General features: G+C 57.9%; 24 protein-coding genes. 9 read left to right on the top strand and 15 right to left on the bottom strand.

Annotated elements, in window-relative coordinates; genetic code table 11:
- The first annotated feature begins 42 nt into the window (after positions 1-42).
- Genes ehuB through ehuA form a run of 4 tightly spaced genes read left to right on the top strand, consistent with a single transcriptional unit; the run spans position 43 to position 3,101 of the window.
- Positions 43-894: an ectoine/hydroxyectoine ABC transporter substrate-binding protein EhuB gene (ehuB, locus tag BLU28_RS13865; protein ID WP_022563365.1), complete on the top strand. Its 852-nt coding sequence runs from the start codon at positions 43-45 to the stop codon at positions 892-894.
- A 60-nt stretch (positions 895-954) separates the two neighbouring features.
- Entirely contained in the window at positions 955-1,620 is a 666-nt protein-coding gene (gene ehuC, locus BLU28_RS13860) for an ectoine/hydroxyectoine ABC transporter permease subunit EhuC (protein WP_022563364.1), read from the top strand.
- A gap of 12 nt (positions 1,621-1,632) precedes the next feature.
- Positions 1,633-2,325, top strand: a complete 693-nt coding sequence (gene ehuD / locus BLU28_RS13855; RefSeq protein WP_022563363.1) for an ectoine/hydroxyectoine ABC transporter permease subunit EhuD — start codon at positions 1,633-1,635, stop codon at positions 2,323-2,325.
- Positions 2,322-3,101, top strand: a complete 780-nt coding sequence (gene ehuA, locus BLU28_RS13850; RefSeq protein ID WP_006699965.1) for an ectoine/hydroxyectoine ABC transporter ATP-binding protein EhuA — start codon at positions 2,322-2,324, stop codon at positions 3,099-3,101. The genes ehuD and ehuA overlap by 4 nt, the downstream gene beginning before the upstream one ends.
- A gap of 184 nt (positions 3,102-3,285) precedes the next feature.
- Here the strand turns inward: ehuA and BLU28_RS13845 are convergent, their stop codons facing one another.
- Together BLU28_RS13845 and BLU28_RS13840 are read right to left on the bottom strand one after the other, a co-directional pair.
- On the bottom strand, positions 3,286-4,326 hold the full coding sequence (locus BLU28_RS13845; RefSeq protein ID WP_034500172.1) for a LacI family DNA-binding transcriptional regulator: 1,041 nt from the start codon (positions 4,324-4,326) through the stop codon (positions 3,286-3,288).
- The gene (locus BLU28_RS13840) at positions 4,323-4,604 is read right to left on the bottom strand and encodes a hypothetical protein (RefSeq protein WP_131258907.1); all 282 of its coding nucleotides are present in this window, start codon (positions 4,602-4,604) and stop codon (positions 4,323-4,325) included. Before BLU28_RS13840 ends, BLU28_RS13845 begins: the two co-directional genes overlap by 4 nt.
- On the opposite strand from BLU28_RS13840, the gene BLU28_RS13835 reads away from it, so the two are divergent.
- The 3 genes from BLU28_RS13835 to BLU28_RS13825 all read left to right on the top strand — a co-directional run bounded on the left by BLU28_RS13835 (position 4,591) and on the right by BLU28_RS13825 (position 7,859).
- Positions 4,591-5,493, top strand: a complete 903-nt coding sequence (locus BLU28_RS13835) for a sugar phosphate isomerase/epimerase family protein (protein ID WP_022563360.1) — start codon at positions 4,591-4,593, stop codon at positions 5,491-5,493. The two genes, BLU28_RS13840 and BLU28_RS13835, sit on opposite strands and share 14 nt — an antisense overlap.
- 81 nt (positions 5,494-5,574) lie before the next feature.
- Positions 5,575-6,747, top strand: coding sequence for a Gfo/Idh/MocA family protein (locus tag BLU28_RS13830; protein ID WP_004437438.1), 1,173 nt, complete (start codon positions 5,575-5,577; stop codon positions 6,745-6,747).
- Positions 6,748-6,929: 182 nt separating this feature from the next.
- Positions 6,930-7,859: a sugar phosphate isomerase/epimerase family protein gene (locus BLU28_RS13825; RefSeq protein WP_022563358.1), complete on the top strand. Its 930-nt coding sequence runs from the start codon at positions 6,930-6,932 to the stop codon at positions 7,857-7,859.
- A gap of 176 nt (positions 7,860-8,035) precedes the next feature.
- On the opposite strand, the gene BLU28_RS13820 is transcribed toward BLU28_RS13825, so the two are convergent.
- From BLU28_RS13820 to BLU28_RS13780, 9 genes are all read right to left on the bottom strand, one after another.
- Positions 8,036-8,398, bottom strand: coding sequence for a hypothetical protein (locus BLU28_RS13820; protein ID WP_034500166.1), 363 nt, complete (start codon positions 8,396-8,398; stop codon positions 8,036-8,038).
- 259 nt (positions 8,399-8,657) lie between these two features.
- Entirely contained in the window at positions 8,658-10,082 is a 1,425-nt protein-coding gene (locus BLU28_RS13815) for an amidase (RefSeq protein ID WP_022563356.1), read from the bottom strand.
- 10 nt (positions 10,083-10,092) lie between these two features.
- Positions 10,093-11,223, bottom strand: coding sequence for a M20/M25/M40 family metallo-hydrolase (locus tag BLU28_RS13810; RefSeq protein ID WP_022563355.1), 1,131 nt, complete (start codon positions 11,221-11,223; stop codon positions 10,093-10,095).
- Between the two features lie 81 nt (positions 11,224-11,304).
- Entirely contained in the window at positions 11,305-12,465 is a 1,161-nt protein-coding gene (locus BLU28_RS13805; protein ID WP_077987897.1) for a M20 aminoacylase family protein, read from the bottom strand.
- 32 nt (positions 12,466-12,497) lie between these two features.
- Complete coding sequence (locus BLU28_RS13800) at positions 12,498-14,000, bottom strand: M81 family metallopeptidase (protein WP_004437424.1); 1,503 nt, start codon at positions 13,998-14,000, stop codon at positions 12,498-12,500.
- 18 nt (positions 14,001-14,018) lie between these two features.
- Positions 14,019-15,689: an ABC transporter ATP-binding protein gene (locus BLU28_RS13795; protein ID WP_077987898.1), complete on the bottom strand. Its 1,671-nt coding sequence runs from the start codon at positions 15,687-15,689 to the stop codon at positions 14,019-14,021.
- On the bottom strand, positions 15,686-16,540 hold the full coding sequence (locus tag BLU28_RS13790) for an ABC transporter permease (protein WP_234794415.1): 855 nt from the start codon (positions 16,538-16,540) through the stop codon (positions 15,686-15,688). The genes BLU28_RS13795 and BLU28_RS13790 overlap by 4 nt, the downstream gene beginning before the upstream one ends.
- Before the next feature lie 29 nt (positions 16,541-16,569).
- The gene (locus tag BLU28_RS13785; protein WP_004437414.1) at positions 16,570-17,511 is read right to left on the bottom strand and encodes an ABC transporter permease; all 942 of its coding nucleotides are present in this window, start codon (positions 17,509-17,511) and stop codon (positions 16,570-16,572) included.
- A 72-nt stretch (positions 17,512-17,583) separates the two neighbouring features.
- Positions 17,584-19,194, bottom strand: coding sequence for an ABC transporter substrate-binding protein (locus BLU28_RS13780; RefSeq protein WP_077987911.1), 1,611 nt, complete (start codon positions 19,192-19,194; stop codon positions 17,584-17,586).
- A gap of 412 nt (positions 19,195-19,606) precedes the next feature.
- Here BLU28_RS13780 and BLU28_RS13775 point away from each other — a divergent pair, with 412 nt between their 5' ends.
- Entirely contained in the window at positions 19,607-21,169 is a 1,563-nt protein-coding gene (locus BLU28_RS13775; protein ID WP_077987900.1) for an IclR family transcriptional regulator, read from the top strand.
- A 268-nt stretch (positions 21,170-21,437) separates the two neighbouring features.
- On the opposite strand, the gene BLU28_RS13770 is transcribed toward BLU28_RS13775, so the two are convergent.
- From BLU28_RS13770 to BLU28_RS13755, 4 genes are all read right to left on the bottom strand, one after another.
- The gene (locus tag BLU28_RS13770) at positions 21,438-22,037 is read right to left on the bottom strand and encodes a hypothetical protein (RefSeq protein WP_022563348.1); all 600 of its coding nucleotides are present in this window, start codon (positions 22,035-22,037) and stop codon (positions 21,438-21,440) included.
- 140 nt (positions 22,038-22,177) lie between these two features.
- Positions 22,178-22,369, bottom strand: a complete 192-nt coding sequence (locus BLU28_RS13765) for a hypothetical protein (RefSeq protein WP_044459536.1) — start codon at positions 22,367-22,369, stop codon at positions 22,178-22,180.
- Positions 22,370-22,730: 361 nt separating this feature from the next.
- A complete protein-coding gene (locus BLU28_RS13760) occupies positions 22,731-23,489 on the bottom strand; it encodes an MOSC domain-containing protein (RefSeq protein WP_022563346.1) in 759 nt (252 codons plus the stop codon).
- A 19-nt stretch (positions 23,490-23,508) separates the two neighbouring features.
- Complete coding sequence (locus BLU28_RS13755) at positions 23,509-25,194, bottom strand: FAD/NAD(P)-binding protein (protein ID WP_022563345.1); 1,686 nt, start codon at positions 25,192-25,194, stop codon at positions 23,509-23,511.
- Positions 25,195-25,418: 224 nt separating this feature from the next.
- On the opposite strand from BLU28_RS13755, the gene BLU28_RS13750 reads away from it, so the two are divergent.
- A complete protein-coding gene (locus tag BLU28_RS13750) occupies positions 25,419-26,384 on the top strand; it encodes a magnesium and cobalt transport protein CorA (protein WP_077987902.1) in 966 nt (321 codons plus the stop codon).
- Positions 26,385-26,393: the final 9 nt, after the last annotated feature.

Here is a 26,393-nt window from a genome sequence, read left to right as displayed (position 1 = left end):
ATCCGAAAACGGACCACGCAACCCAACCAGAGGAGTTAGAACATGAAGATCACCAAATTCGCCGGCCTTTCCGCCCTCGCCCTTACCATTGGCGTGACGTCAGCCAGCGCGCTGACCGTCGAAGAAGTCAAAAGCCAGGGCTACATTCGCGCCGCCACGGCCAATGAGGTGCCCTATTCCTATATGCAGCCCGACGGCACCTCCGCCGGCATCGGTCCGGATGTGGCCAATGCCGTTCTGAAATCCATGGGCATCGAAGAGGTCAACTGGACGGTGACGCCCTTTGGCACGCTGATCCCCGGCCTTAAAGCCCGTCGCTTCGATTTTGCGGCCGCGGAACAGAACATCTCACCCGAGCGCTGCAAGCAGGTTGCCTTTACCGAGCCGAACTCGTCCTATGGCGAAGGCCTGCTGGTGAAGAAAGGTAATCCGAAAAAGCTGACCACCTACGCCGATATCGCAAAGGACCCTTCGTTGAAGGTGGCCGTCGTGTCGGGCGCGAACAATGTCGACTTCCTGCGCGCCGTTGGCGTCAAGGAAGAACAGATCGTCTTCATCCCAGCCAATGCCGATGCCATCCCAACCGTGCAGAGCCGCGCCGACGCCTATGCGGCCACGGAGCTGACGGTTTCGGAACTCGCCAAGGATCAGGCGAACGTCGAGCAGGTGAAGCCTTTCACCGATCCGGTCGTGAAGGATGCGCCGGTGCGCAACTACGGTGGTTTCGCTTTCCGCCCGGAAGACAAGGAGTTGCGTGACGCCTTCAACGCTGCCCTCGTCGAATTCCGCAAGACGGACGACTACAAGAAAATCCTCGCCAAATACGGCCTCTCCGAACAGAGTATCGCGGCAGCGGCCGAAAAGAAGGTCGCCGATCTCTGCGCCGGCAAATAATGCCAGCCGGCGCCCGGGCATAACCGGGCGCCGTTCCTCGGGAATTCGGGAAAACTCCAGATGGACATGACTGCCTATCTGCCGATGTTGTGGCAAGGCGCCGTCGTCACCATGACGATTACGGTGGCAGCACTTGTCGTCGGCACCGTACTCGCTTTCTTCTTCGGCATTCTGCGCGTCGAGGGCGGACCCATCCTGTCGGCAATCGCGCTCTGTTATACGGAAGTGTTTCGCGGCACCTCGCTGCTGGTGCAGCTATTCTGGTTCTATTATGCCCTGCCGCTGGTCGGGTTGAGCTTCGATCCGATCACGACGGGGGTGCTGGTGCTTGCCGCCCATGCTGGCGGCTACGGCGCGGAAATCGTTCGCGGCGCGCTGTCCTCCGTCTCGGTGCAACAGCTGGAAGCCGCACGCGCACTGAACTTCACACGCATGCAGACGCTGTTTCGCATTTCGCTGCCGCAAGCTGTCGTTGAGATGATGCCGGCCTTCGGTAATCTCGCCATCGAGACGCTGAAGCTTTCTTCGCTTGTCTCGCTGATCTCGATTGCCGACCTCACCTTCGCGGCGCAGTCGATCCGCAACCTCACGCTCGATAGCGCCAGCATCTATTCGATTACGCTGCTTTGTTATTTCGCGATGTCGTTGATCCTGATGGTCCTCATCCGGGTGATCGAACGCTTCGTGCGCCGTGGCAACGTCTTCCCGCGCACGCGCCATTCGTAAGGATATCTTCTCATGATGTATGGTTACGAATGGGACACGACCACCTGGCTCACCTACACGACCTCCATCCTGCCCATCATTCTGATCGGCCTGACCGTGACGCTGAAGGCAGCCGCCGCCGGTTTTGCCATTGCGCTGGTTCTGGGACTTGTCTTTGCGCTGCTGCGCCGCAGCCGGGTAAAGATGATTTCCTGGCCGACTGCGCTGGTGGTCGAATTCCTGCGCGATACGCCGCTTCTGGTGCAGCTGTTCTTTCTTTATTACGTGCTTCCGGATTTCGGCATTGTCTTGCCCGCGTTTCTGACCGGCGCGCTGGCGCTCGGCCTGCAATATGCGGCCTATACTTCCGAGGTCTATCGCGGCGGCATAGAGGCGATACATCATGGCCAATGGGAAGCGGCGACCGCGCTTAACCTGACGCGCATGCAAACCTATCGTGATATCATCATTCCCCAGGCCATTCCGCGCATCGTTCCAGCCATGGGCAACTATCTCGTTGCCATGATCAAGGAAACGCCGGTGCTATCGGTCGTCACGGTTCTTGAGATGATGGGGCTTGCCAACATGATCGGCGAACGCACCTTCGAATATCTGGTGCCGCTGACGCTTGTCGGCCTGATCTTCCTCCTTCTGACCATAATCTGCTCGGCAGGCCTCAGCCGCCTGCAAAGGGCGCTCCCAAAAGCAGGAATACCCTTGCGATGACCAACACCACCAATCAGCCACTCATCGAATTTTCGGATGTCACGAAACGCTTCGGCATTCTGACGGTGCTCGACCAGTTCAATTTCAGCGTGGCGAAGGGTGAAAAAGTCACCCTCATCGGCCCTTCCGGCTCCGGCAAGTCGACGGTCCTGCGCATTCTCATGACACTCGAACCCTTCCAGGAGGGAAAACTGACGCTGGCTGACATGTCTTACCATGAGCCGGGAGGCAAGGGCCCCTTCATGGCCTCGGAAAAACACCTGCGCCAGATCCGCAACCACGTCGGCATGGTTTTCCAGAGCTTCAATCTCTTTCCGCATATGACCGTGCTGCGCAACATCGTGGAGGCGCCGGTGCGTGTTCTGGGTATCGCCCGTGGAGAGGCTGAGGCGCGTGCGATCGAACTATTGAAAATGGTGGGGCTTGCGGACAAGAAAGATCATTATCCGGTTCAGCTTTCCGGCGGACAACAGCAGCGTGTCGCCATCGCCCGCTCGCTCGCCATGCGCCCGCGTGTATTGCTTTTCGATGAGCCGACCTCGGCGCTGGACCCGCAGCTGGTGGGCGAAGTGCTCTCCGTCATCCGCGATCTCGCGCATGAGCACGATCTGACGATGCTGCTTGTCACCCACGAAATGCGCTTTGCCCGTGAGGTATCGGACAGGGTCTGCTTCTTCGACAAGGGGCGCATCTGCGAACAGGGAAAGCCGGAGGAAATTTTTGGAGAGCCGAAAGAAGAGCGGACCCGCGAGTTTCTCTCTTCGGTTCTGCGGTAAGCATGGTTGCCCATAAAAAGCCGACTACGAAAAGCGTCCGCGTTCTCGCACCGTGCCACCAACCGCTGCCATTCTTCACCACTTATCGTAACAGGCGCGCGCACCACCGGTCTTTGTGTGGAGTGGCTTTTCCAATCGGTAATTTCACGCGGTTCGGGGATTTTGAATTCCCGTCACCCTGCGATCATGTCCAGATGCTTTCCGGCGTCAGGATTTCAAAGGGTACGATCCGCTGTTCGACGGAAGACGAATCCGCGTTCTCGATGCGCCGCAACATCACGTCGATCAATTGTTGCGGCATCCTGTCGAGGGGCAGTGGCAGCGAAGCGGTAATCAGCCCCTCATTCAAGCCCTTGCGCGTTTCCGGGCCGATATCGTTGCAGACGATCTTTATGCCGCGCTGTTTCTCCGCAGGCAGCTCCCTGAGCGCCCGCAAGACGCCCGATATGCCGCCGCCATTGACATATATCCCCCTGAGCCCTGGTTCGGCAGCAATGATGTCCCGAATGACGGCATAGGCATTTTCCGGCTCTTCATGGGTCAGCAGTGTTTCCGCTACCTGCAGTTCCGGCGTGTTCTCGCGCATGTAGGAGCGAAAACTAGCATCTGAAACATCCTGGCACTGATAACGGTTGCTGCCGATCAGGGGCACGACCACTCCCTCGCCTTTCACGGTCTGACTGAGGAACCAAGCGGCCGTCCGGCCGCGTTTCCAGCTGTCGGTTCCGACAAAACCCGCCCGGCTCGCCGCTGACAGATCGGACACATAGGTCACCACGGGAACACCTTTGCTCCGCAACTCATCAATGGCCTGGCTCACCAGCGGGTGATCGGCAGTCACAACCGCAATTGCGTTGCAGGACTGCCCCATCTTCAGGAGATTGGCGGAAACGGCCTCCGGTGAAAGATCGTCCTCAAAAACCACGTCCGGCTCGATGACGCTTTCCAGCCTCTGATGTGCGGCAGCGACGATCCCTTCTCCCCAAAGGCGGTAAAGCGGCCGGTGGGATTGCTGCAGCAGGAAGCCCAGCCTGTAATGTGGCAAGGCCTCGCGCCTTCGGTCCTTGATGGTGCCCAGACCATAAAACCCGATCTCCTGCGCCGCCTTGAGAATCTGATCGATCGTATCCTGACGTACGGCGCTCGAACCGTGCAGCAGCCGGTTGACAGTGGAGATGCTGACGCCCGCGGCTCTCGCAAGATCGGCAATGGTGGGTCGATTCATGGCGCCCTCAATCGTATCATTGATGAATGACATGAAATGATACGAAATGCAACGCCAAATGAAATATAAATTCCATTTCCGCGAAAATGAAAGATATAAATCGGCCTGTCATTCAGGCCCATCGGGAAGATGGGCGGGGAGGAAGCAATGGCATTTTTCAGGAAATCTTTCGCGATACGAACCGCGTCGCTTGTGATGGCGTCCATTGCCTTTGCGGCCATCCGCCCTCGCCATCCAGTCGAGACATAAGAAGGATCAAGATCGATGAAAATCGCCATCGACCCCCACATGCACCGTTTCACCAGCCTCGATGAGCTGCCCGCCAAAGTTAAGGAGCTCGGTTACGACTGGATCGAACTCAGCCCGCGCGCCGATTTCCTCGAATGGTTCAAGGCGCCGCGCGTGTTTCCCGAACGTATCAGGTCCTTCAAGAAGGCTTTGAAAGACGCCGATGTCGGCATCGCCGCGCTGCTGCCAATGTATCGCTGGGCCTCCAATGATGAAACCGAGCGGCAGGCAGCGGTCAAACACTGGAAACGCGCTATCGAGATCGCAATCGAACTTGAGGTCGACACGATGAACTCGGAGTTCGGCCGCGGACCGCATCCCGACAAGGGCTCATGTTATTGCTGCCATACGGGTTCGATGATCGAGGCCTGCGAGGATGCATGGTGGCGCTCGATGGAAGAGCTGGTACCGATCTTCGAGCGCGAGAACATCAGCCTGCATGTCGAGCCGCATCCGGAAGACTGGTGCGAAACGCTGCAGCCGGCGCTTGATATTATCCGCACGGTCAACTCCAGGAACGTCAAATTCCTCTATTGCGCGCCACACACCTTCTATTTCGGCGACGACACCAAGGCGATGCTTCGGGAAGCCAAGGACGTGCTGGCCCATGTGCATGTGGGCGACACCTTCAACCACAGGGCAAGTTCTGGGCTCCGCTACATTCTCAACCCGCCCGGTACACAGGCAAGGGTGCACCAGCACCTGAATATCGGTCAGGGCGAAGTGCCATGGGACGACTTCTTCGGCACGCTCGCTGAAATCGGTTTTGACGGCATCATGACCTCCTGCGTCTTCGCCTGGGAAGACAGGGCGGATGAATCGAGCCGGTTCATGCGCGCCAAGATGCAGGACTATATCGAGCTCTATTTCAAGAAATAACGCGAAAAACCGGTGCCGGTGCCCAGGCAGAACCTGCCTCTGGCTACGCCATTCGAAACATCCGACGGAAAGACGATCGACATGATCAATGGAGAAAGACTGATTTCGCGACCGCTGCGCTGGGCCATGGTGGGCGGCGGCCGCACGGGACAGGTAGGATACAAGCACCGCACCGGCGCTCTGCGCGATGGCAATTACCAGCTCGTCGCCGGTGCCTTCGACCTCGATGCCGAAATGGGCCGCGATTTCGGCGTCAATCTCGGCGTGGCGGCGGAACGCTGCTACCCGGATTACAGGGCACTGATAGCTGGCGAAACCGCGCGCAAAGACGGTATCGACGTCGTCTCCATCGCCACCCCCAACTTTACCCATTACGAGATCACCAAGGCCTGCCTTGAAGCCGGGCTGCACGTCATCTGCGAAAAACCGTTATTCTTCACCGTTGCAGAATGTGACGAGGTGGCGCGGCTGGCCGAACAGAAGGGACTGATCGTCGGCGTCACCTATGGCTATACCGGCCATCCGCTGGTGCACCAGATGGCGGCCATGGTCAAAAAGGGGATGCTGGGCGATATCCGCATCGTCGATCTGCAATATACCCACGGCTTCAATGCCGGCGACGATGTGGGCGCAGGCGAGGCCGTCAAATGGCGCACCAATCCCCGTACCGCTGGCCCGACCTTCGTGCTCGGCGATATCGGTACGCATCTCTATTATCTCTCGGAAATCGTGCTGCCGCACATGAAGGTGGAACGACTGCTGTGCGACCGGAAGGCCTTCATCCCGACGCGGGCGCCGCTGGAGGACCATGCGACGGTTCTCATGCATTATGATAATGGCGCACGCGGTCGTCTGTGGGTTTCTTCCGTCAATGCCGGCAATATGGGGTCGCAGCGTTACCGCTTCATAGGCTCCAGGGCGTCGCTTGAATGGTCAGATTCGCGTCCCGATCAGCTGATCTATCAGGTTCAGGGCGAGCCGGAGCGTATCCTGCATCACGGCATGCCGTATCTGGAAGAGGAGAGCCTTGCTATCGATCGTATGGGCGCGCTGCACACCGAAGGTCTCGGTGATAGCTGGTCGAACATTTACCTCTGGATCGCCCAGGCAATCGATGCGGCCAATCGCGGTGACAGGGCTTTTCTCAAGACCCATCACTATCCCGGCATCGCAGCCGGCACAGAAGGCGTTCGCTGGCTGGAAAACTGCGTTCGTTCGGCCGATGCCGGTGCCACCTGGGTCGATTTCGCATAATGGATTTAAGGGCATTCCAGATCAATCCTCCTCCGGCTGGGTCAGCCTTCAAGTGAGGATTTCACCATATTCACCAAACGGACAGCCGGCCCTCCATCGTTGCCCTGCAGGCTGCCATCAACCGCTGAGACGTTGCACCGGGCTAGAGAACAGTCCGATGCCGCTGCCGCCATGAGGAGCAAATGACCAACCCGATCACCATCACCACCGCTCCCTGCTGCTGGGGCGTCGACGACGTCAAGAACCCGCATCTTCCCCATTGGGAAAGGGTGCTGGACGAAGCGAAAGCAGCCGGTTTCGGCGGTCTGGAACTCGGCCCCTACGGTTATCTGCCGCTCGACCTCAGGCGCGTTTCGCAGGCGCTGGATGAACGAGGCCTCAAGATCGTCGCCGGCACCATCTTCGACGATCTGGTCTCACCCGGAAATCGCGACAATCTGCTACGCCAGACTGAGGAGATCTGCGCGCTGATAACGCGCCTGCCAAAGCCGGAAACCCATGCGGGCCAACGTTTTTCCGCGCCCTATCTGACGGTGATGGACTGGGGCCATGACGAGCGTGATTATGCCGCCGGACATTTTGACCGCGCGCCACGTCTCGATAAAACCGCCTGGCGGGGCATGGTCGAGAACATCCGGGCCATCGCAACGCTCGCCCGGGACAAATATGGCGTGCGCGCCACCTTACATCCCCATGCCGGCGGCTACATCGAGTTTGCCGATGAGTTGCAGCAGATCGTTGAGGACATTCCCGCAGATCTTGCGGGTCTCTGCCTCGATACCGGCCATATGGCCTATTCCGGCATGGACCCCGTCGCCACGTTGCGCCGCTATTGGGATCGCGTCGACTACATTCATTTCAAGGATATCGACCCCGCGGTCTTTCAGGAGGTGATGGCGGAGCGCATCCGCTTCTTCGAGGCCTGCGCCAAGGGCGTGATGTGTCCGATCGGCCGCGGCTCGATTGACTATCCAGCCATCCGCAGCCTCCTGACCGAACTTGGTTATGGCGGCTATATCACCATCGAACAGGAACGCGATCCGCGTAATACTGGCAGCATTCTCGATGATCTGGCAGCCAGCAGGGCATTTCTTGCAAAAAGCGGCTTCTGAACCCGAAGGACGCGGCCAGCGGCCGCGTCTCCCGTTTTCATACCATGGCTGCCTCAATCTTCAACGATCGTTCGATCATATGCGAGAGCCTTTGAAGCGAGAGACTATTCCCGCAACGCCAATATCTCGACGCCATGAAAGGCCGGGCTACCTGACGGCAGAGCCGGCTCTGTGAACTAAACCTCGACAGGCTCGCGGACATCATCCAGCAGAAAGTGCACGATCACATAAGGCGTGGTATATTTTTGACCGCTATCCGACACGCTTTCGACACTGCCGCCATCGGAGGGATGCCACTTCTGGTAATGGGGATTATTGGCGATCAGCGTAATGGCCTTGCCCGCAAACCTGCCGTTCAACCGATAGCGAGCCTCGGCAAGCGGCCAAATTTTCTCGAAGTCCTGCTGGCTGATACGAACTTTCAAAGCCTTCCTGGAAATGGTTTTTCCCGGCGATCCATCCTCATGTGCCACCGGTGGAATATGCAAGTCGACCTCTTCCGCATCGTCCAGCAGAAAGGCAAATTCATCTGGCCACATCCGTCTCACGTATCGCTCCTCCCAAAGCTTAGCGCCCCACAGCATTCCCATGATAGCGCCTCAGCCGCTACAGGCAATGACAGAGATTTGTTGTTGCGAACAGATGGAAGCCCGGGATGCAACAGAAACCATACTCATGGCTCTGCAATTGAACGCAGGACCCGGTCCAACGAGACGATATTACTTGCTACAAGCCGCATAAGCTATCCGTCTCAGACCGGCTCGCGCTTCAAAGAAAGCCCCGGAGCGCCAAAGGGGTTTACATGACCGCATCACCCGTCCGGATATCAGCTGACTGCTCATACGCCAGTGCAAATTCAAGGGTTGCCCGGTCACTGCGTGGTGGTCCCACCAGCTGTATACCAGTCGGCAACCCGTTAACCCCGAATCCCGCGGGAACGGCCGCCACGGGAAGTCCAGCCAGCGTGGGACCGATCACGACCTCCATCCAGCGATGATAGGTGTCCATGGCTTTTCCGTCGATTTCGGTCGGCCACGAGAGATCGATATCGAAAGGGAATACCTGTGCACTCGGCATCAAAATAAAATCGTACCGTTCAAACAATCTGCAGAGATACTGGTACCAGGCTGTCCGGACGACGGACGCATTAAAGATATCGGCGGCACTGCACGAAAGCGCGATGCCGAATTCGAACATCTGCTGCCGATTGAGAAGCGACCTTGTTTCGGGCTGGTCATAAAAGGCGCGCAGGCCATGAGTCACGCTGAAACTGCGCAATATCATCCACGCTTCCCAGAGCTTCGGCAGTTCGAAATCCGGCACGAGTTCATCGATATCGCAGCCCATGTTCGCCAGGACGGCGAGAGCCTTGCAATCAACATCCAGAACCCCGGGCTCAAAGGGAAGATATCCACCGAAATCACCAAACCAGGCGACTTTCATTCCCTGTGTCGTTGCAGGACCTCGGATTGCCAGACTTTCGTCCGCCAGGGATAGCGGGTCGCGCCGGTCATAACCTGCCTGTGTTGCGAGAAGCAAAGCGGCGTCCTCCACCGTCTTGCCCATGGGGCCTGAAGTGGCAAGCTGGCCAAGGAAAAGCTCGTTCCCTTTTGGGCCTGGAACCCTCCCAAAACTCGGCCGGAAGCCGACAACGTTGTTGAAGGCGGCAGGATTGCGCAGCGAGCCCATCATATCAGAGCCATCTGCGACCGGCAGCATCCGGCATGCGAGCGCCGCCGCCGCGCCACCGGAAGAACCGCCGGCGCTTCTGGTCCTGTCATAGGGGTTTCGGGTTGGGCCATGGACAGGGTTGGTCGTATGGGACCCAAGGCCAAATTCGGGCGTGTTGGTCTTGCCAATGAAAATCGCGCCGGTGGCGCGAACACGTTCCACATGGAGACTGTCGGCGGTGGAAACAAAATTGTCAAAGAGCGGCGACCCCCAGGAGCACGGCAGGCCCTGAACTTCGGAGAGATCTTTTACCGCCTGGGGGAACCCGTGCATCCATCCGCGCGAGCGCCCTTCCTCAAGTTCCCGGTCACAGGCGCGCGCCTCCTCCAGCAACTCTGTGCTTGGTCGACGAAAGACGATCGCATTCACGGCCGGATTGAGACTGTCGATGCGATCGAGATAGGCTTCCATCACGGAGAGGCAGGAAACCTGCCGCAGGTGGATTGCCCTGGAAAGCGCGGCTGCGGAGAGCCGGGTGATGTCGCCTGTCATTACTCTGTCCTCAATCCAGCGTCGCCAGAAGACCGGCCATCAGCCTGCCGCGATCAATCAGGCTGTCAATTTCGATGTGCTCTTCGAGGGTGTGATAACCTGCGCCACGCAGCCCCAGGCCACAGAGCGTGGCAATGCCGAGCGCGCCCGTAAAATTGCCGTCGGAACCGCCGCCTGAACTGCCGTGGGGAAGGCAAACCCCAAGACTGTCGGCAAGCAAACGAGCCTTTTCGTAAAGCGCCATGGTTTCCGGACGGTCCGGTGGCCAGACGGGTCTGGTGACGCCGCAGGTGACCGAGAACTCCACCTCGTTTTCCACCCCTGACAAATTAAGCATTCGGGCGACACCGGACGCGAGATCGTCATCGGTTTTCGCCATGGACAGTGCCTCGGCCGTGCACAGCGAAGAGACACAATTGACCCATTGCCCGCCATGCATGACGCCAACGGAAAAAGTGCAGTCGTCGTCGCTCATTTCATCTATCTCAATTACCCTGCGGGCCATTTCACGAATTGCAGACCGGCCGGATTTCGGCGATACGCCGGCATGCGAGGGTGTGCCACGGGCCATCAGGTTGTAGCGGGCGATGGCATAGCGACCGGTGACCACGCCGTTCTCCTCCCGTGCCGGTTCGGGAACCAGCACGTATTTGTTACGCCGGGCCTCAGCCTCGATCAGGTCCCGCGTTGAGGGTGTGCCGATCTCTTCGTCGGGGGTCAGCAAGACGGTGACCGGCAGGCGGGTGCCGATGCCCGTGTTCAGAAGCTGCCTCATTGCTTCCAGTACCAGAAAATTGCCACCCTTCATGTCGAGTATGCCCGGGCCGTAGGCACGTGTATTCTCGATACGAAACGGGAGTTCTTTCAGCGTGCCAACCGGGTGAACCGTATCGAGATGACCGGAGACGAGAATTCCAGGCGTGCCGTGCTTGTCGCCAAAACGCGCACGCAGGCTGCCGCCAAGTCCCATACGGCCGGGGATTCGTTCTATTGTGGCACCGATCGTTGCGAAATCGGTGGCAGCAAGATCCATCATGCGATCCACGGCTGCAGCATCGAATGTCGGGCTTTCGCATTCTATCCAGGGCCTGAGACGCTTCAGCATGGCGTCTATATCAAGGGGAAGTTTGGTGAAATCCATAATAGGGGGCTCGTTTCATCGTGACGGGACGCCCGCGCTCAAGGGAGGGAGCAATCCCGATCTTGTGGCAGGGCATGGGCGTCAGGCGGCCAGACGTTTTTCGACGACACGCGCCAGAAGGCTCGCACCAACCGGCAGAATATTGTCATCCAGAACAAAGCCCGGATTGTGCAGCTGTACCGATCCGGCATGGCCAACGGTGCAGTAGACGCCGGGCACCTTGTAGAGCATATCGGCAAAGTCCTCGCTGCCCATGACAGGCTCGTCCTTCGTATAGACAAGATCTGCACCCACGATGTCGCGGGCGGCATCAGCGAAGCCCTCTACAAGTTCTTCCGTATTGATGAGGACGTCGAAAACACTGCGAATGTCTGTTACAATTTCGACTTCGAAAGACGCGGCAAGGCCGGCTGCGATGGTGCGCATACGCTCACGGATCTGTTCATTCACCTCGCGGTCGAGATAACGCACCGTGCCGGAGACTGTCGCCTCTTCCGGAACGACATTATAGGCGGAGCCGGCATGAATCTGCGTGACCGACACCACGGCTGACCGAAGTGGAGAAATGTTGCGCGACACGATCGATTGCAGAGCCGAGACCAGGTGAGTTGCGACAATGACGGGATCCTTCGACCCTTCGGGACGCGCACCGTGGCTGCCGCGTCCCTTGATGTGAAAATCGAAGAAATCAGCGCCGGCCATTGCGGTGCCCGGCTTGATGCCGATCTTGTTCGGCTCCTCGTTCGGCATATTGTGCAACCCGTAGAGCTCGTCACAGGGGAAACGTTCAAACAGGCCGTCTGCAAGCATGGCGCGAGCCCCTCCGCAGCCTTCTTCGCCGGGCTGAAAAATGAATACGGCCGTGCCGGCAAAATTGCGGGTTTCGGCGAGGTATCGCGCGGCACCAAGTAACATGGTCGTGTGACCGTCATGGCCGCAGCCGTGGAAGCGGTTCGCGATTTTCGACGAGTAAGGCAGGTTGGTACGCTCCTCCATCGGCAGCGCGTCCATGTCGGCACGCAGGCCGATGGTACGCCCCCTCCCCTTAGCCCCCTTCAAAACGCCGACAACGCCGGTCTTGCCGATGCCGCGATGCACCTCGATGCCGTAGCTCACCAGCTTGTCGGCAACGATGGCGGAAGTTCGTATCTCCTCAAAACCGATTTCCGGATGACCGTGAATATCACGGCGAAGGGCAGTCATTTCATCGTGCCAGGCGGCAATTTTCTCGATAACGGGCATTGCTGTATCCTTGAATTCAAAAAAGTGACGGATCAGGAGAGGGCGGCAGAGAGAGGGGAGAGGCGGACGCCCGGGCGAAGCCTCCTCCATGGAAGGGCAGCCGGGTCAACGGCCATTGGACCGGGTGCGGCACAAACGAGAATTGTCTCGGCAAACGGTTCGAAATCTGCGCGGAAGTGCACCGAGCTCTTGTTGACGAGAATGCTCGACGTTTCCGGCTCAATGCCGAGATAACGGAACAGGCCGCGGTCGGCCATCTGCACCTTGTGAGAGGCTACGGCTACGCGAACGCCACCGATCCTGAGGCACGCTGAAGGTCCAAGCCGCATCAGGGTGTCGCCGTAGTAGGGACCGGTGACGCGTGTCAACCCGTCGGACAATGCTTCGACGATGAACTCGGCCTCAAGCGGCTCGTCACCGGGAATGCCGGATTTTCCACCGAGCGCGATGCGGATCGTTGCGCCGACGCCTGCTGCCTGTGCTGCCAGCGCAGCCTCAGGGTCATAGAGCAGGCCAAGTGCTGCGTTCTGTGCACCGTTGTCGATGAGAGCCCGCAGCATTCCGGTCGTATCGGAATCGCCACCGGCCCCGGGATTGTCCTGAGTATCCGCAAGCACGACAGGCTTTGCGGCGTTTGCGGCAAGACGTATTGCCTCCTTTACGCCCTCATCAGCGCTGTAGACGCGCCCGGCAAAGGCGGGCTCGCTGGCGTCGATCAGGGCCTTCAGCTCGTCGGCGGCAAGATCAGCTGCTTCCTGCGTCGTTCCATAGGAGAGAACAGTCGCACCGCAATCGTTGAAATCGGCAGCCGGGAAGCCGGGAAAGAAGGAGAGTGAGACAATTGTTTTCTCTTCCTCCAGTCCTGCGAGGCGGGCGTAGATGGATTGCGCCGGCTCCATCTCAGTACATTGCCACGATATGGGGATCAGATAGTCGATCTGACAATAGGACTTCGCAAAACGCTCACCATCCATCAGGCGGTCAAGCAAACCCGCGGCACGTTTGCCAGTCAGGGCCATGTCCACATGCGGATAGGTGCGGTAGCCGATCATGACATCGGCGTCGTCGACCGACCGCCTGGTTATGTTGCCGTGCAGGTCGAGACTGACAGCGACGGGGATGTCGTGGCCGACTGCGCTTTTGATGCGGGCGAGAAGTTCGCCCTCGCCATCGTCCAGATGTTCACAGACCATGGCTCCATGAAGATCGAGGTAGATTCCGTCGACGGGCAGCGCTGCCACGATGCCGGCAACGATCTCACCGGCAATGCGCTCGAAAGCATCCTCGGTAACATGAGCAGAAGGAACGGCGCTTGCCCGCAGTATAGGAACAACTTCCCAGTTTGCTTGCCGGGCGTAATCGAGCGCGCCCTCGATACCGGTATTTGCGCCCCGGACGAGAGCGATCATCTCCTCGCCGCGGCAGAGCGGCAGATGGCCGGATCCCTTCAGAAAGGCGTCATAAGTGGCTTTGGTGGGAGCAAATGTATTGGTCTCATGAATGAAACCGGCAAAGGCGACACGCCGGGACGTCATCGGTCATTCTCCTGGAAATTATGCAGCTTCGGGGGCAAGCGGCCGGAAATTGGCGAAATCCCAATGCCGCCCCGGGGCGGCATCGATAAGCTGGCGGGTGTATGCATGAACCGGACTGGTGAGCACCTCGTAGCCGCTGGCATATTCCACAATGCGACCTTTCTGCATAACGATCACGTCGTCACATATCTGGGCGGCAACGCGAAGATCATGCGTGATGAACAGGATGGAAATACCGAGCTTTTCCTGCAAGTCCGCAAGAAGGTCGAGTACCTGTGCCTGAACCGATACGTCGAGTGCGGACACTGCCTCGTCTGCCACGAGAACCTTCGGGTTCATGGCAACGGCACGGGCGATCGCGATGCGCTGGCGCTGGCCGCCTGAGAACTGGTGAGGATAGCGGCTCACTGCGTCCGGGGGCAGACCGACAATTGCGAGAAGTTCGCGCGCCCGCTTCAGGGCGTCCGGCCTCGGCGTACCGTAATTTACTGGCCCTTCAATGATGCTCTCCCCCACCGTGATACGCGGGTTGAGCGAGCGATAGGGATCCTGAAACACCATCTGGATATGCTGGCGATACGGCTGCAGGGTCCGGCGGGAGAAATCGGCGATTTCCTGTCCGGAAATGCGGATCGAGCCGGAGGTGGGATCGATCAGCCGCATAATACAGCGAGCGACGGTCGACTTGCCAGAGCCGCTTTCACCGACGATACCGAGAGTACGACCCTTCTTCAGTGTGAAGGACACATCCGTCGCGGCTTTTGTTCCGGCCGCGGTTTTTCCGAAAAAGCCTTTTTTGCCATACACCTTCTCAAGCTCCGAGGCCGAGAGCACGACCTCGTCCGAGAGCGCGGGGCGCGGCTCGCGCGGTTGAAGGCTTGGCACGGAAGAAAGAAGCGTGCGGGTGTAGTCCATTTCCGGCGCTCTTAAAATCGTGTCGACCGGACCACTCTCGACGAGATTGCCACGGTTCATGACGTAGACGGTGTCTGCAATCTCGGCCACTACGCCCATGTCGTGGGTTATAAAGAGAACGGCGGTACCCTGCTTTTCCTGAAGTTCATGGATGAGCTTGAGGATCTGCTTCTGGGTCGTCACATCAAGGGCTGTGGTCGGTTCGTCGGCGATCAGCAGTCTGGGTTTGAGGATCAAGGCCATGGCGATCATGATACGCTGGCGCTGTCCACCCGAGAGCTGATGGGGATAGGCTGCGAATATCCGCTCGACATCGGGCAGATGCACTTCCCGCATCATCTCAAGAACGGCGATCTTCTGCTCTCTTGCTGAAAGCGTCGTGTGCTCCTGAAGCACCTCGCAAATCTGCCTGCCAACCGTCAGCACCGGGTTGAGTGCTGTCATCGGCTCCTGGAAAATCATGGCAATATTTTTCGAGCGCAGTGCCCGCATGCGACCGGCGTCGGCCTTGAGGAGGTCTTCACCTTCAAAGAGGATTGTACCCCCTGCAGGTTCAAGAGAATTTCGCGGCAGGAGCCCCATCGTAGCGAGCGAGGTCACCGATTTGCCAGAACCGCTCTCGCCCACAAGGCACACAGTTTCTCCGGCTCGGATGGTGATCGAAATGCCGTTGAGGACCGGCACGCTGTCATCGTCTCCGGTCAGGCGGATGACGAGATTCTCGACGCGCAATACTTCGGACGCGGTGGCGGGATCGAATGCAACAGCCGTCATTTCGCGGCCTCCCTTTTCTTCATGCGCGGATCGAGCAGATCGCGCGCCGTATCACCGAGAAGGTTGATGGAGAGAATGCAGAGCGAGAGCACCAGACCTGGCCAGAAGATCAGTTGCGGATTGATCTGGAAATAGACGCGTCCCTCGGCCATGATATTTCCCCATGTCGGTATTTCCGTGGAGACACCAGCCCCGAGGAAAGACAGGATCGCTTCTGTAAGGATCGCCGAGGCGCAGACATAGGTGGCCTGGACGATGAGCGGCGCCAGGGTATTCGGCATCAGATGCCGCCAGAGGATTTTCGGAAGGCCCGAACCGGCAGCGATCGCGGCCTCGACGTAGGGCTCTTCGCGTGCAGTCAGCACCACCGAGCGAACAAGACGCACCACACGAGGAATTTCCGGGACGGTAATGGCGAACATGACGGTCCAGATATTTGCCCCGGTCAGCGAAACCACGGCGATGGCGAGCAGCAGGCTTGGAATTGCCATCAGTGCGTCCATGATCCGCATGACCACGGCGTCGAGGAACCGAAAGAAGCCCGAGACCAGGCCAATCCCCAGTCCGACAGCCACCGAGATGACAGTCGCTCCGATACCAATAAAAAGGGAGATGCGAGCCCCGTAGAGCACACGCGACAGCAGGTCCCGTCCGTAGGCATCGGAACCGAGCGGGTAGATATCGCTGGCGGGCTTGAGGCGGGCAGAGGGCGTCATGGCCACGGGATCATGCGGAGCAAGCCATGGCGCGAGAACAGCCATGAGAATGATCAGGATAAGAATTGCAAGCGCGATGGCAGGGACGAGGACAGCTTGTCCGCGTTTTTTTCTGCCGGCGAAAACGGGCCGCATGGCGGCACCAAAAAGCGTGGAATTGGCCATCAGTACCGTATCCTCGGATCGAAGAAGGAGTAGGAGAGGTCGATGAGGAGATTGACCATCACATAGATACCGCTTGTCAGCAGGATCATGCCCTGAATGACAGGGTAATCGCGGGCAAGAATGGCATCGACCGTGAGCCTTCCAATGCCGGGAATGTTGAATACGCTCTCCGTTACCACGACGCCGGAAATAAGCAGCGCAAAGCCGGTGCCGATAATGGTGAGCACAGGAACCGCGGCATTGCGCAGCGCGTGGCGGAACAGGACGGTATTTTCCTTCAGCCCTTTTGCGCGGGCGGTTCGCACATAATCCTCGCCCAGCACTTCGAGCACGGAGGCGCGTGTCATGCGGGCGATCAGCGCGATATAAATGGAAGCAAGTGTGAGGGCCGGCAAAATGGCGCGTTCCGCGAAAGGACCGACGCCTTTGGTGATGCTCCGGAAGCCCTGCACCGGAAACCATTTGAGGTCGATGGCGAAGACCTGGATGAGGATATAGCCGATCACGAAAACCGGCACGGAGAAGCCGACGACCGACACCGTCATGACGGCATAGTCGATCCACGTGCCGTGGCGCCACGCAGCGATGACCCCAAGTGGAACGGCAATCAGCACCGACAGGACGATCGTGACGAGCGCAAGGCTCACGGTCGGTTCGATGTGCTTGCCGATCATCGCAGTGACTGGCGTATTGGAAATCAGCGACACGCCAAGGTCGCCCTGGAGAAGCAGCCAGAACCACGAGACGAATTGCACGACGATTGGTTTGTCGAGGCCGAGGGCAGCGCGGATTTTCTCAAGCTGCTCTGGCGTGGCCATGTCGCCGGCGATGATGGCGGCCGGATCGCCGGGCGTTATGCGCAGCAGGAGAAAAACGAAGACGGCGACCGTGATCATTACCGGAACGGAGGCCAGAATTCGGCGGAACGTATAGGCGAGCATAAGCATCCTCACGTCGGTTGGGCAGGCAGGGCAGCGGCATCCACAGGATGCCGCCATGTTCTTCCACGAGGCTCAGTCTTCTGTTTTCTCGATGTTCCAGAACACGGGAACCGGCGATTCCAGGAAGCCGGAAAGCTGGTTGCGCCACACGGAGGGGTTCTTGTACTGGCCAAGCGGAACGTAGCTGACCTCGTCCATGGCATGGGCCTGAAGCTCGGCGGCCGCAGCCTTCTGCTCTTCAGCTGTCGCCGCGGCGATGTATTTGGCGCGCAACGCTTCCAGCTTCTCGTCCGTCTGCCAGCCAAAAAATCCCTTGGCGCCGCGACCGTTCAACATCGGATTGTTAAGCGGCGTCATGATTTCCGGCACAATCCAGTTGGTGAAGAACATGTTCCAGCCACCCTCAGCCACCGGCTTCTGCGAGGCGCGGCGAGTGACGAGCGTCTGCCAGTCCATGGGCTGAAGTTCGACGTTGAAGCCCGCAGCCCGCAGCGCAGCCGCCGCCACGACGGGCTGGGCCTTGACGGTCACGACGTCGGTTGGCTGAAGGATGACAACGGGAGTTCCGTCGTAACCGGCCTCCTTAAGGAGTGCCTTTGCGCTTTCCATATCGCCCGCGCCGGTCAGGCTTTCCGAACCGGCCAGTGCTTCAAGCGGCGTACCGCAGCCGAAGACGGAGCCGCAGATGGTGTAGTAGTCCGGATTGCCGATCAGCGCGTCGAGAACATCCTTCTGGTTCATCGCTTTGAGAGCAGCCTGGCGGATCTTCTTGTTATCGAATGGCGGGTAGAGGAAATTCATGCGGCCCATGGTCTGCGAGCCAAGCGTGTTTAGCGTCTTGACGGTCAGTTCGTCATTGCTCTCGACAAGTGGCAGAAGATCAACTGGCGGAGCTTCGATATAGTCGATCTCCCCGGACTGGATAGCGTTGATTGCCGTCTGGGCATCGGGCATGCTCAACCATTCCACACGGTCGACCTTGACCACCTTTCCGCCGGCCAGCCAGCTCGCAGGCTCGTTGCGCGGCACATAATCGGTAAATTTTTCATAGACCGCCTTGACGCCCGGCTGGTACTCGGCCGTGACGAACCTGAAGGGGCCGGAACCGACAAATTCGGTAATGGCGGTATCGGCCGGGGTTGCGGCAATACGTTTCGGCATCATGAACGGCACGACCGAAGACGGCTTGGCCAGAACGTCGGGCAAGAAGCCGAAGGGTTCCTTCAGCTTGAAAACAAAGGTCCTGTCGTCCGTAGCCGTCAGGCTTTCTGTCTTGTCGAAGAGGATCTGACCGGAAGTATCCCGCTTGCCCCAGCGCTGAAGCGAGGCAATGCAGTCTTCTGCTGTCACAGGTGTGCCGTCGTGCCATTTCAGACCGTCGCGCAGCGTGAATGTATAGGTCAGCTTGTCATCCGAAACAGTGTAGTCAGCCATCTGGGGCTGCGGTTTGAAATCGGCATCAAGCGCCAGCAGCGTGTCATAGATCATGTAGCCGTGATTGCGCACGATATGAGCGGTCGTGATGATCGGATCGAGAATACGCAGGCCAGAATGCGGTACGGCCATCATTGTTGTGGCCGAGGCATCCGTTCCAAAGCCCGCAACACAGGCTGAAAGGGCGATGATCGCCGCAACGAGCCGGCTTCTTGCCCGGCTTGCTTTTCTGGTCAACTGAGCGTGCATGATTTCGCTGTTCCCTTTTTTGTTTGGCAGGTAGCGACCGAAACGCGCGGGCATTGGCCCGCACGCAAGCGCACGGCACCCTTCCGATCCGGACCGTTTTCGATAATGTCGCTGCGATCCCTCAAAGTTTGCGCAGCGAAGAGCACTTGTACCGCCGCAAAGGTGCGGCGAAACATACGACTGCAATACCTTGCGCAACTGCGGCTGTGAGACCGCAACGCGACAGGCTTGCAAGGTTCAGCTTACCGTCACATGGCGAGCATGTGGGCATAGCTGACTATGACGTCATTCCGATTGACATAGAGTGCAAGGCGTTCCCCTTAGGATTATTTTACCGCGATGCGATTGCTATTCTCGACTATCGATTATAGGTTCGTTGAAAGCCTTGTCAACGATCTTGCTGCGTCGCAAAATGAATTTTACCAAACCCTCAGAAGGGTTCGATCACCGGGCCCGTATTGCCGCGCTGGAGAAGGCATTTGCCGTTCTTGAGATGTTCGGGCCGGAAACGCCTGAACTGAGAATTGCCGATGTTGCGAGGCGAGGCGCGATGAACAGATCCAGCGCCCAGCGTCTGGTTCATACACTTGTCAAATCCCATTGGCTTGAACGCGACGCACTGAGCGGTGTCCTTTCTCTCGGGCACCGGGCGTGTTATCCCGCACATGTCTATCTTTACAGCAACGAGTTGATCGATCTCGTGATGCCGCTGGTCGTCGAACTGAATGCACGCACCGGCCTCAGCACCGACCTCTGGCTCCTCGACGGCAAGACCGCCGTTACGCTGGCCCGGGTCCCCTCACCCGCCGCATCCCTGGCACTTGCCCCGGTTGGCAGCCGCGTCGCACTTGCCGAGACCGCGCCAGGCCGGGCGCTGTTGTCTCTTATGGATGCGACAACACTCGATACATTTCTGGCAACATGGACAGGCGACGCGGGTTTGCTGCGCGAGCGGATAGCCTCTGAGCGCAGCATGGGATTTTCCTTTGACGGTACTGTCGAAGGCGGATCCCGCCAAGTCATTGCGACCGCTTTTCGCGATGCAGCCGGCCAGCCGCTTGCTGCGATTTCGCTTTCCGGTCCTGTAGACACAGAGGCAGCAGGCACGGTGACCGGGCAACTTTGCGAAACCGTCTCACGCATGGGGGAGTTGATGGTGACACGGGCGGTACGCCCGGCCAACCTCGAGCCAAATCCACGCACGCTGTGGCCGCTGGTCGACGACGAGAATGATCCGCTCGCGGTGACCGCAGTTTCCAAAAGCCTGCATTTATTGCAGTTTTTCCACCCACAAACGCCGCTGCTCACCCTGACGCAACTTTCACAGCAGACTGGCTTTCCGGTGCCGACTGTCCAGCGCATTACAGATACGCTGGCGGGACTGGGCTATCTGAAGAAAGATCAGCCCAAACGCGCTTTCCATGTCTCGGAGCGGGCGCTTGATCTTCTTTATCGTTTCCAGATGGGAAACGCGTTGCTCCGGTCGGTATGGCCTCGGCTTATAAGGCTGCGGGAAGAATGCGGGCTGCGTTGTTCCTTCTGCATCCTGGATGGCACGGAAATCATCCACCTGCTGCATGTTCAAAGCCGACCACAACCGGCTTTCAGAACCGCCTATCCGGGCAGGCGACTTCCAGCCGTTTCATCCTCCGGTGGTCGGGCGATCCTGTCGTGGCTGCCACCTGGAGAGATTGACAGAATTCTTTCGGAAAGCCCCGTCCAGCCCGGTACTCCCTTTACCGTTACGAACAAGGACGAAATCCGCACAGAGATTCTGGAGGCAAGCGTTCGAGGCGTGGCCTTCACGGATCGCCAGTCGATCCGCGACGAGGTAAATGTTGCCGCTGCGGTACCAGGGTCAGAGGGTCGTCCGGCGGGAGCCATCGTCGTATCCGCTCCTGTGCACAGCTGGTCTGTCGAGCGGCTTGAGCGCGAAGTCGTGCCCCTGCTGGTGTCCCACGCCCGTGGCGGATAAGATCTGCCTCACCCGATGTTCTGATCCGCATGGGCCTCCTGGGAACGGGGGCGTCGAGATCAATTACGATCCTGACGGACTGCGTGTGAACATGCAGGCGCTGGTTTCACAGCTTGAGCAGTGACATCGAGCCGAAGCCATAATGATGAGCACCGATAATCGGCGAACCAGTTTTCGACCGACCGTCCATTGCTCCCGACTGCAACTGTCAGCATGAACGTTTCCAGACTCCCTCGGGCTAAGCTCTATTATGGAACTACCCGCGCTTTCATCCCACATGAGATGAGACGCGAGCTTTCCGATATTTCGGCGGAAGTTCTGCGGTTGGCAGATCGTCGACCCTGAACTGCTTGCCGGTCGACCAGGGAAGCATGTTGAGCGCCACACCAAGCCCCGCGATGATCGCAGCAACTACGGGCCTGGTTCCGAATTTGTTCAACCCGGAAAATTTGAAGCCGGAAACAAGAGCACCAAGCGGTTTAACGATCAAGAACGGTATCAACAAGAATGGCATGGAGACGAGAAACAGCACCGTCGGGATCGCTGCCTCGAGCATAGGGTCGCCACCGTGTCGGAGGCGAATCCGCGGGTTACGGGCGATTGCAAATGGAATAAGTTCTTCCATGAAGCGAACGTAGCCGGCTGATTGATCGGTACGTGCCTCTCCCTGCCAATGCAGCGAGGATATCTCCCTCGACGCGAAGAGCATCCGCAAACGGGCGCTGTAGACGGGAAAACCGGTGGAGCCGACCCCACTCGTTACGTGAACGTGTATGAACCGAATGGAGGTCCACGGGATGAGACGGACGGATCCTGCCTGCGTCACCAAAAGGCCTTTGGCGTCGATGACGTAAGCGGTTGTGATCATTGTGGATCCCACGCGAGGCATCACGACTTGCGTGGTAAAGCTGTACGAAGGAGGGGCGTCCGTCTGCAATCAAGGGCTCTCGTGCGTTCAAAATCAGAAAGCCGGGCTAACCCGGCTTTCATTACTCATCGGAACGGCCATTAGCTGGTGGCGACGTGATACCATTGCTGTAGGTAGACCCAAGCGGTGTCGAGCGCTGCACCCACCACGAACACTACAACGAACAGTGCGACCGCAACAAAAATCGCTGGCACCTCAGGATTGCGATCACGCGCAAACTCGTCCGCCAATTTCTGCTCGTGGTAAATGTGAAGCAGGCTTTTTCCGTTCATCTTACCGTTCCTGGTCGTCTCGATCGCGCTTGTCTTCGCGCTCCTGCCTCAGTTCATCAAGGCGGTTCAACTGCCTTGCCGGAGGCTCCGCCTGCGAGACTTCGCCTTCTCGGACCGCTGCCTTTTCTTCTACTACAGGACGCGCGTTCGGAGAAGTCTCAACCCCGACAGTCTTGTCATCAAGCTTCGGAACAACCTCGACTTACCATCTGCGCCGGGCGACCAGTTCAAGACGCCATCGATGGCGGAATGACCAAAAGCCAATGTCGCGCCACTGAAGAGAAGAAATGGCGTAAAATACCGCATAATTTATAGGGTTTTCGGCCTGCTTTTAATCCCTGGAAATCGACCCTTGGAATGACTAGTCGGAAATCAACTCTGCGCGCTGGCCGGTTTCGATATTTCCTATTTTGACAGGTTCGCAATAAACCCCGAATGCGCGACCTGCTTTTCTCAATACCGTTCTGAGAATCTCCGGCTGTTCCGGCAGATCAGGCTGTGCGGCAAGGATCATTCCGCACCGTTTTGTGAGGTCTGTCACCTCGACCTCCGCCAGCCCGAAACTAATGACCTTACCGATCCATTGAAACTCAGCAAAACCTGTCACATTACTGGTTTCGAGTAGAATATTTGGCCGAAAGCGCAAACGGTCAACCGTACTATCCGATAACATTTGTTGAAGCTCGGCCAGTGACGAAGTGGTGACCAAGTGAAGTGCCGATCTCGAGTATCGGTTCTCAACGGTGGGAAGAGAAGGGGCAAGCGGGTCAGCATCGATGTAACTTCCGATACCGACGTCAAAGCCAAAATACTTCGAAAGTTCCAGTCCCAATTGAGGATCTTCAATATAGAAATTACACCCAGTTGGAAACGTGATCCGCACACCGCCATCATCAATGGCGCTGCGGAGGAAAAGTGCCGGCCGCCATCGAACGTCTTTTTCCGGCGCTGCGGCGACGCCGGATACATTGTCGAACAGCGCAAAACGCCTGTCGCCGACGATGCCCGCTGGCTCTATTTCTGCGCGTTTGCATCGTTCTCCACCAAGCGAGCTTACCGGGAAACGCCAGATCTCAGCGACTTTCCCAATAACGTGTTTTGAGCGAAAAGTGACCGTCATATCTATTCTGTCCGCTATGTCAGGCTGTGAGCAGCAAGTCGGCTGTCGTCGCCCGAATATCGTCGAGGATAGCCTGCGCGGCCGCCTGCCCTAACTCAGCGGCGCTGGTGATACCCTGTACAAAGGGGTTCTTATGCAACAGGAATGGTATCGCCACGCAATAAAGCCGGTTGGATAACAAGCCGGTATCGCGTGGACGATAGCATTCGTCGACCTCGATACCGCCGGTCCTCTTGAAGTTGTGGCCTGTCGTATCGGCTATTAATCCAGTCGAAGCCACGCGCGTGACAGCCGGTTTGACAGCTGCCTGCTTCACGAGCGAAGGAAACGGCAGGTCCCGTGCCGATAACGCCGTTTGGCCGGTCGCATCGATGAAACTTTCGAAGACTTCTTCCGAGCCGGCCGTGGTCACTCTGGCGCCCCGCGCAAGGCCACACGTGTCTATTGCGTAATCTTCTCCCAGCGCGATAATTTCCAACCTGCCAGCGTTTCGAAGCGCAAGCAAACGCTTGATCGAAAGGTGGGGTACGGTCGCATATTCATCGATGAATATACTTTTAAACGATCGGTTGAACCGCGCTAGGTCACGCGTGTCCAGGTGCGGGATTGCTCTGGCGATGATTTCATGTGTGATGAGTATGGCGTAGCGCCAAGGCACAGTGAATCGCTGCTCTGCGTTGCGTTCGACTTCGGCTAGGTTTGCTGCTGCCCAGACAAACGGATCCACTCCCGACCGGCGAGAGTAATATGCGTCAGCAAAGGTGTCTGCCGTCAGGCAATTTAGCCCTATTTCGGCTGCGTAGTCAGGATCGGCGGTCGCGATTTCCCGCTTGAAGAGCTCGAAAACCCTGTCGAGCAAACCGGCAGAGCCAATCTCGATTTCTCCATTGACAGCTTCCTGCGTGCAAACACTCGGTGTCCGGTAGGGAAGCGGGCAATAGAAATCCGCCTCCGGTAACAGTCCCTTGCGGGACATCATCACGGCTGTGAAGTTTTCGTGCCCGGTGGATGCGTGAAACCTCATTGTTCCCGTGTCGTCATAAACAAACGAGCCGCAGGATACCGCGACGGTCAAAAGCGCGTCGATACTACTGAGCGACGTCCCAAGTATCCCAAGCCTTCCATAGCAGGAACTTTTGAGCGCGGAAGCGGGCCATGGAGACGCAAAGTAGCCTGGCTGCACTTCGGTCTTATCAGGCCAATTATGGCCCGTTGCCATCACGACGTGGTCATAGATCGCGTCGAACTTTCCGTCAGGGCTTTCGACGCAAATTCGGATATGGTCGACGTCGAGCGATATATCACTGACGCGGTGCCCGGGGCGGATATCGATCTGGTGACCTTTCTCGACTCCATAATCCACAAGCGCACTGAACTGCTCTTGAAAATAATCACCGAGAACCAACCTCGGGTAAAACGCACGCTCGCTGATGGCATCGCGCACAATGGCAAAACGGTTAAGATAATCGTCTTCCTGGCGAGATAGCCATTCCACCAGTGACAGCGGCAACGGCGGTATCTCGATGCTCGGAATGTTGGAAAGCATGACAGGATCATTTGAGCCGGGAAGATAGGGCGTTCCCTTCCCCGCCAGCATTTCTGCTTCAAAGACAGTAATACTCATTGGGGAAGGAGAATGAATAAGTCGCTGAAGGGAAAAGATTCCGGTAGGCCCCGAACCGATAATGCAAATGCGACTGTTCATGCAAACCATCTCCAACGCCACCCTTTGCAGCGCCGGTTTATAACGGTGTGCAGCGCGGACTGTTCCAGTGACGGCAAACTTACATTCGATGGACGCGCCGTGACGCTGCGATTCTGCCAATGACGCTGGTGTGCAGATTCGCTACGGATAGGATATCGCCCGTTCCATCTTGTCACTACGATATCAGAATACCAAATCATGACGGTTAACTCACTGCGGTTTTCATGACAGTTATAGCTTCCTACATCTACCGCCTTGGCAAGCGTGCCGAAGAACTCCCCTTGACTGGCCGACCGTTCCCCGAGAGGGACGGCGAGTTTGCCTGGATCGGTATCACCGACCCGACCGTCGAGGAAATGGCGAGCCTGAAGTCGATGTTTGACCTGCATCCGCTTGCCGTCGAAGACGCACTGAACGGGAGGCAGGTGCCGAAAGTTGAGGTGTACGGCAATCAGCTCTTCGTCATCATCAAGACCGCTCATCTTGAGGGCGACAAGATTGCCTATGGCGAAACCTGTATTTTCGTCGGACGGCACCATGTGATTTCGGTCCGGCATGGTTCGGCACGCTCCCACAAGGAATTGAGGGAGCATCTCGAACAGTCTCCGCAACTCCTCGAACATGGCCCGGACTATGTCCTGCACGGTATCATCGATTTCGTCGTCGACGGTTATCTGCCGATGGTCGAGACGCTGGAGGACAAGGTGCTTGAGACGGAAAAGCACATGCTGATTGCATTTCTCGAAAGGGAGCAGATCAGACGGCTTTTCCGCATGCGACGGCAGGTGATCCGCTTTCAGCGCATTCTGGGCCCGATGGAGGAGGTCGCTGGCAAGCTCGCCAATCTGGAGCTGCCCTGTATTGACGAGAACGCCAAAGCCTATTTTCGGGACGTGCTTGACCATGTACGGCGCGTCGAATTCATGATGTCAGGCTTGCGGGAAGTTATCACTTCCGTGTTCGAGGCCTCGAACCTGCTTGAACAGCAGCGCCAGGGTATGATCACCCGCCAGCTTGCAGCCTGGGCCGCGATCCTGGCTGTCCCAACGGCGATCGCCGGCATTTATGGAATGAACTTCGAGCACATGCCGGAACTGAAATCGGAATACGGCTATTATGTCGTGATCGCCGTAATCATCACCCTTTGCGCGATACTTTATTACCGGTTCAAGAAGACAGGATGGCTGTGATATATCGAG

It is taken from the genome of Agrobacterium pusense (assembly GCF_900102105.1).
Taxonomy (GTDB): Bacteria; Pseudomonadota; Alphaproteobacteria; order Rhizobiales; family Rhizobiaceae; genus Agrobacterium; species Agrobacterium pusense.
This window is presented reverse-complemented; position numbering and strand designations above follow the sequence as displayed.

Excerpts from the sequence above, each read along its gene's own strand:
- ehuB (WP_022563365.1), top strand. The coding sequence starts at position 43 with ATGAAGATCACCAAATTCGCCGGCCTTTCCGCCCTCGCCCTTACCATT.
- ehuC (WP_022563364.1), top strand. The coding sequence starts at position 955 with ATGGACATGACTGCCTATCTGCCGATGTTGTGGCAAGGCGCCGTCGTC.
- ehuD (WP_022563363.1), top strand. The coding sequence starts at position 1,633 with ATGATGTATGGTTACGAATGGGACACGACCACCTGGCTCACCTACACG.
- ehuA (WP_006699965.1), top strand. The coding sequence starts at position 2,322 with ATGACCAACACCACCAATCAGCCACTCATCGAATTTTCGGATGTCACG.
- BLU28_RS13845 (WP_034500172.1), bottom strand. The coding sequence starts at position 4,326 with ATGAATCGACCCACCATTGCCGATCTTGCGAGAGCCGCGGGCGTCAGC.
- BLU28_RS13835 (WP_022563360.1), top strand. The coding sequence starts at position 4,591 with ATGAAAATCGCCATCGACCCCCACATGCACCGTTTCACCAGCCTCGAT.
- BLU28_RS13840 (WP_131258907.1), bottom strand. The coding sequence starts at position 4,604 with ATGGCGATTTTCATCGATCTTGATCCTTCTTATGTCTCGACTGGATGG.
- BLU28_RS13830 (WP_004437438.1), top strand. The coding sequence starts at position 5,575 with ATGATCAATGGAGAAAGACTGATTTCGCGACCGCTGCGCTGGGCCATG.
- BLU28_RS13825 (WP_022563358.1), top strand. The coding sequence starts at position 6,930 with ATGACCAACCCGATCACCATCACCACCGCTCCCTGCTGCTGGGGCGTC.
- BLU28_RS13820 (WP_034500166.1), bottom strand. The coding sequence starts at position 8,398 with ATGTGGCCAGATGAATTTGCCTTTCTGCTGGACGATGCGGAAGAGGTC.
- BLU28_RS13815 (WP_022563356.1), bottom strand. The coding sequence starts at position 10,082 with ATGACAGGCGACATCACCCGGCTCTCCGCAGCCGCGCTTTCCAGGGCA.
- BLU28_RS13810 (WP_022563355.1), bottom strand. The coding sequence starts at position 11,223 with ATGGATTTCACCAAACTTCCCCTTGATATAGACGCCATGCTGAAGCGT.
- BLU28_RS13805 (WP_077987897.1), bottom strand. The coding sequence starts at position 12,465 with ATGCCCGTTATCGAGAAAATTGCCGCCTGGCACGATGAAATGACTGCC.
- BLU28_RS13800 (WP_004437424.1), bottom strand. The coding sequence starts at position 14,000 with ATGACGTCCCGGCGTGTCGCCTTTGCCGGTTTCATTCATGAGACCAAT.
- BLU28_RS13795 (WP_077987898.1), bottom strand. The coding sequence starts at position 15,689 with ATGACGGCTGTTGCATTCGATCCCGCCACCGCGTCCGAAGTATTGCGC.
- BLU28_RS13790 (WP_234794415.1), bottom strand. The coding sequence starts at position 16,540 with ATGCGGCCCGTTTTCGCCGGCAGAAAAAAACGCGGACAAGCTGTCCTC.
- BLU28_RS13785 (WP_004437414.1), bottom strand. The coding sequence starts at position 17,511 with ATGCTCGCCTATACGTTCCGCCGAATTCTGGCCTCCGTTCCGGTAATG.
- BLU28_RS13780 (WP_077987911.1), bottom strand. The coding sequence starts at position 19,194 with ATGCACGCTCAGTTGACCAGAAAAGCAAGCCGGGCAAGAAGCCGGCTC.
- BLU28_RS13775 (WP_077987900.1), top strand. The coding sequence starts at position 19,607 with ATGAATTTTACCAAACCCTCAGAAGGGTTCGATCACCGGGCCCGTATT.
- BLU28_RS13770 (WP_022563348.1), bottom strand. The coding sequence starts at position 22,037 with ATGATCACAACCGCTTACGTCATCGACGCCAAAGGCCTTTTGGTGACG.
- BLU28_RS13765 (WP_044459536.1), bottom strand. The coding sequence starts at position 22,369 with ATGAACGGAAAAAGCCTGCTTCACATTTACCACGAGCAGAAATTGGCG.
- BLU28_RS13760 (WP_022563346.1), bottom strand. The coding sequence starts at position 23,489 with ATGACGGTCACTTTTCGCTCAAAACACGTTATTGGGAAAGTCGCTGAG.
- BLU28_RS13755 (WP_022563345.1), bottom strand. The coding sequence starts at position 25,194 with ATGAACAGTCGCATTTGCATTATCGGTTCGGGGCCTACCGGAATCTTT.
- BLU28_RS13750 (WP_077987902.1), top strand. The coding sequence starts at position 25,419 with ATGACAGTTATAGCTTCCTACATCTACCGCCTTGGCAAGCGTGCCGAA.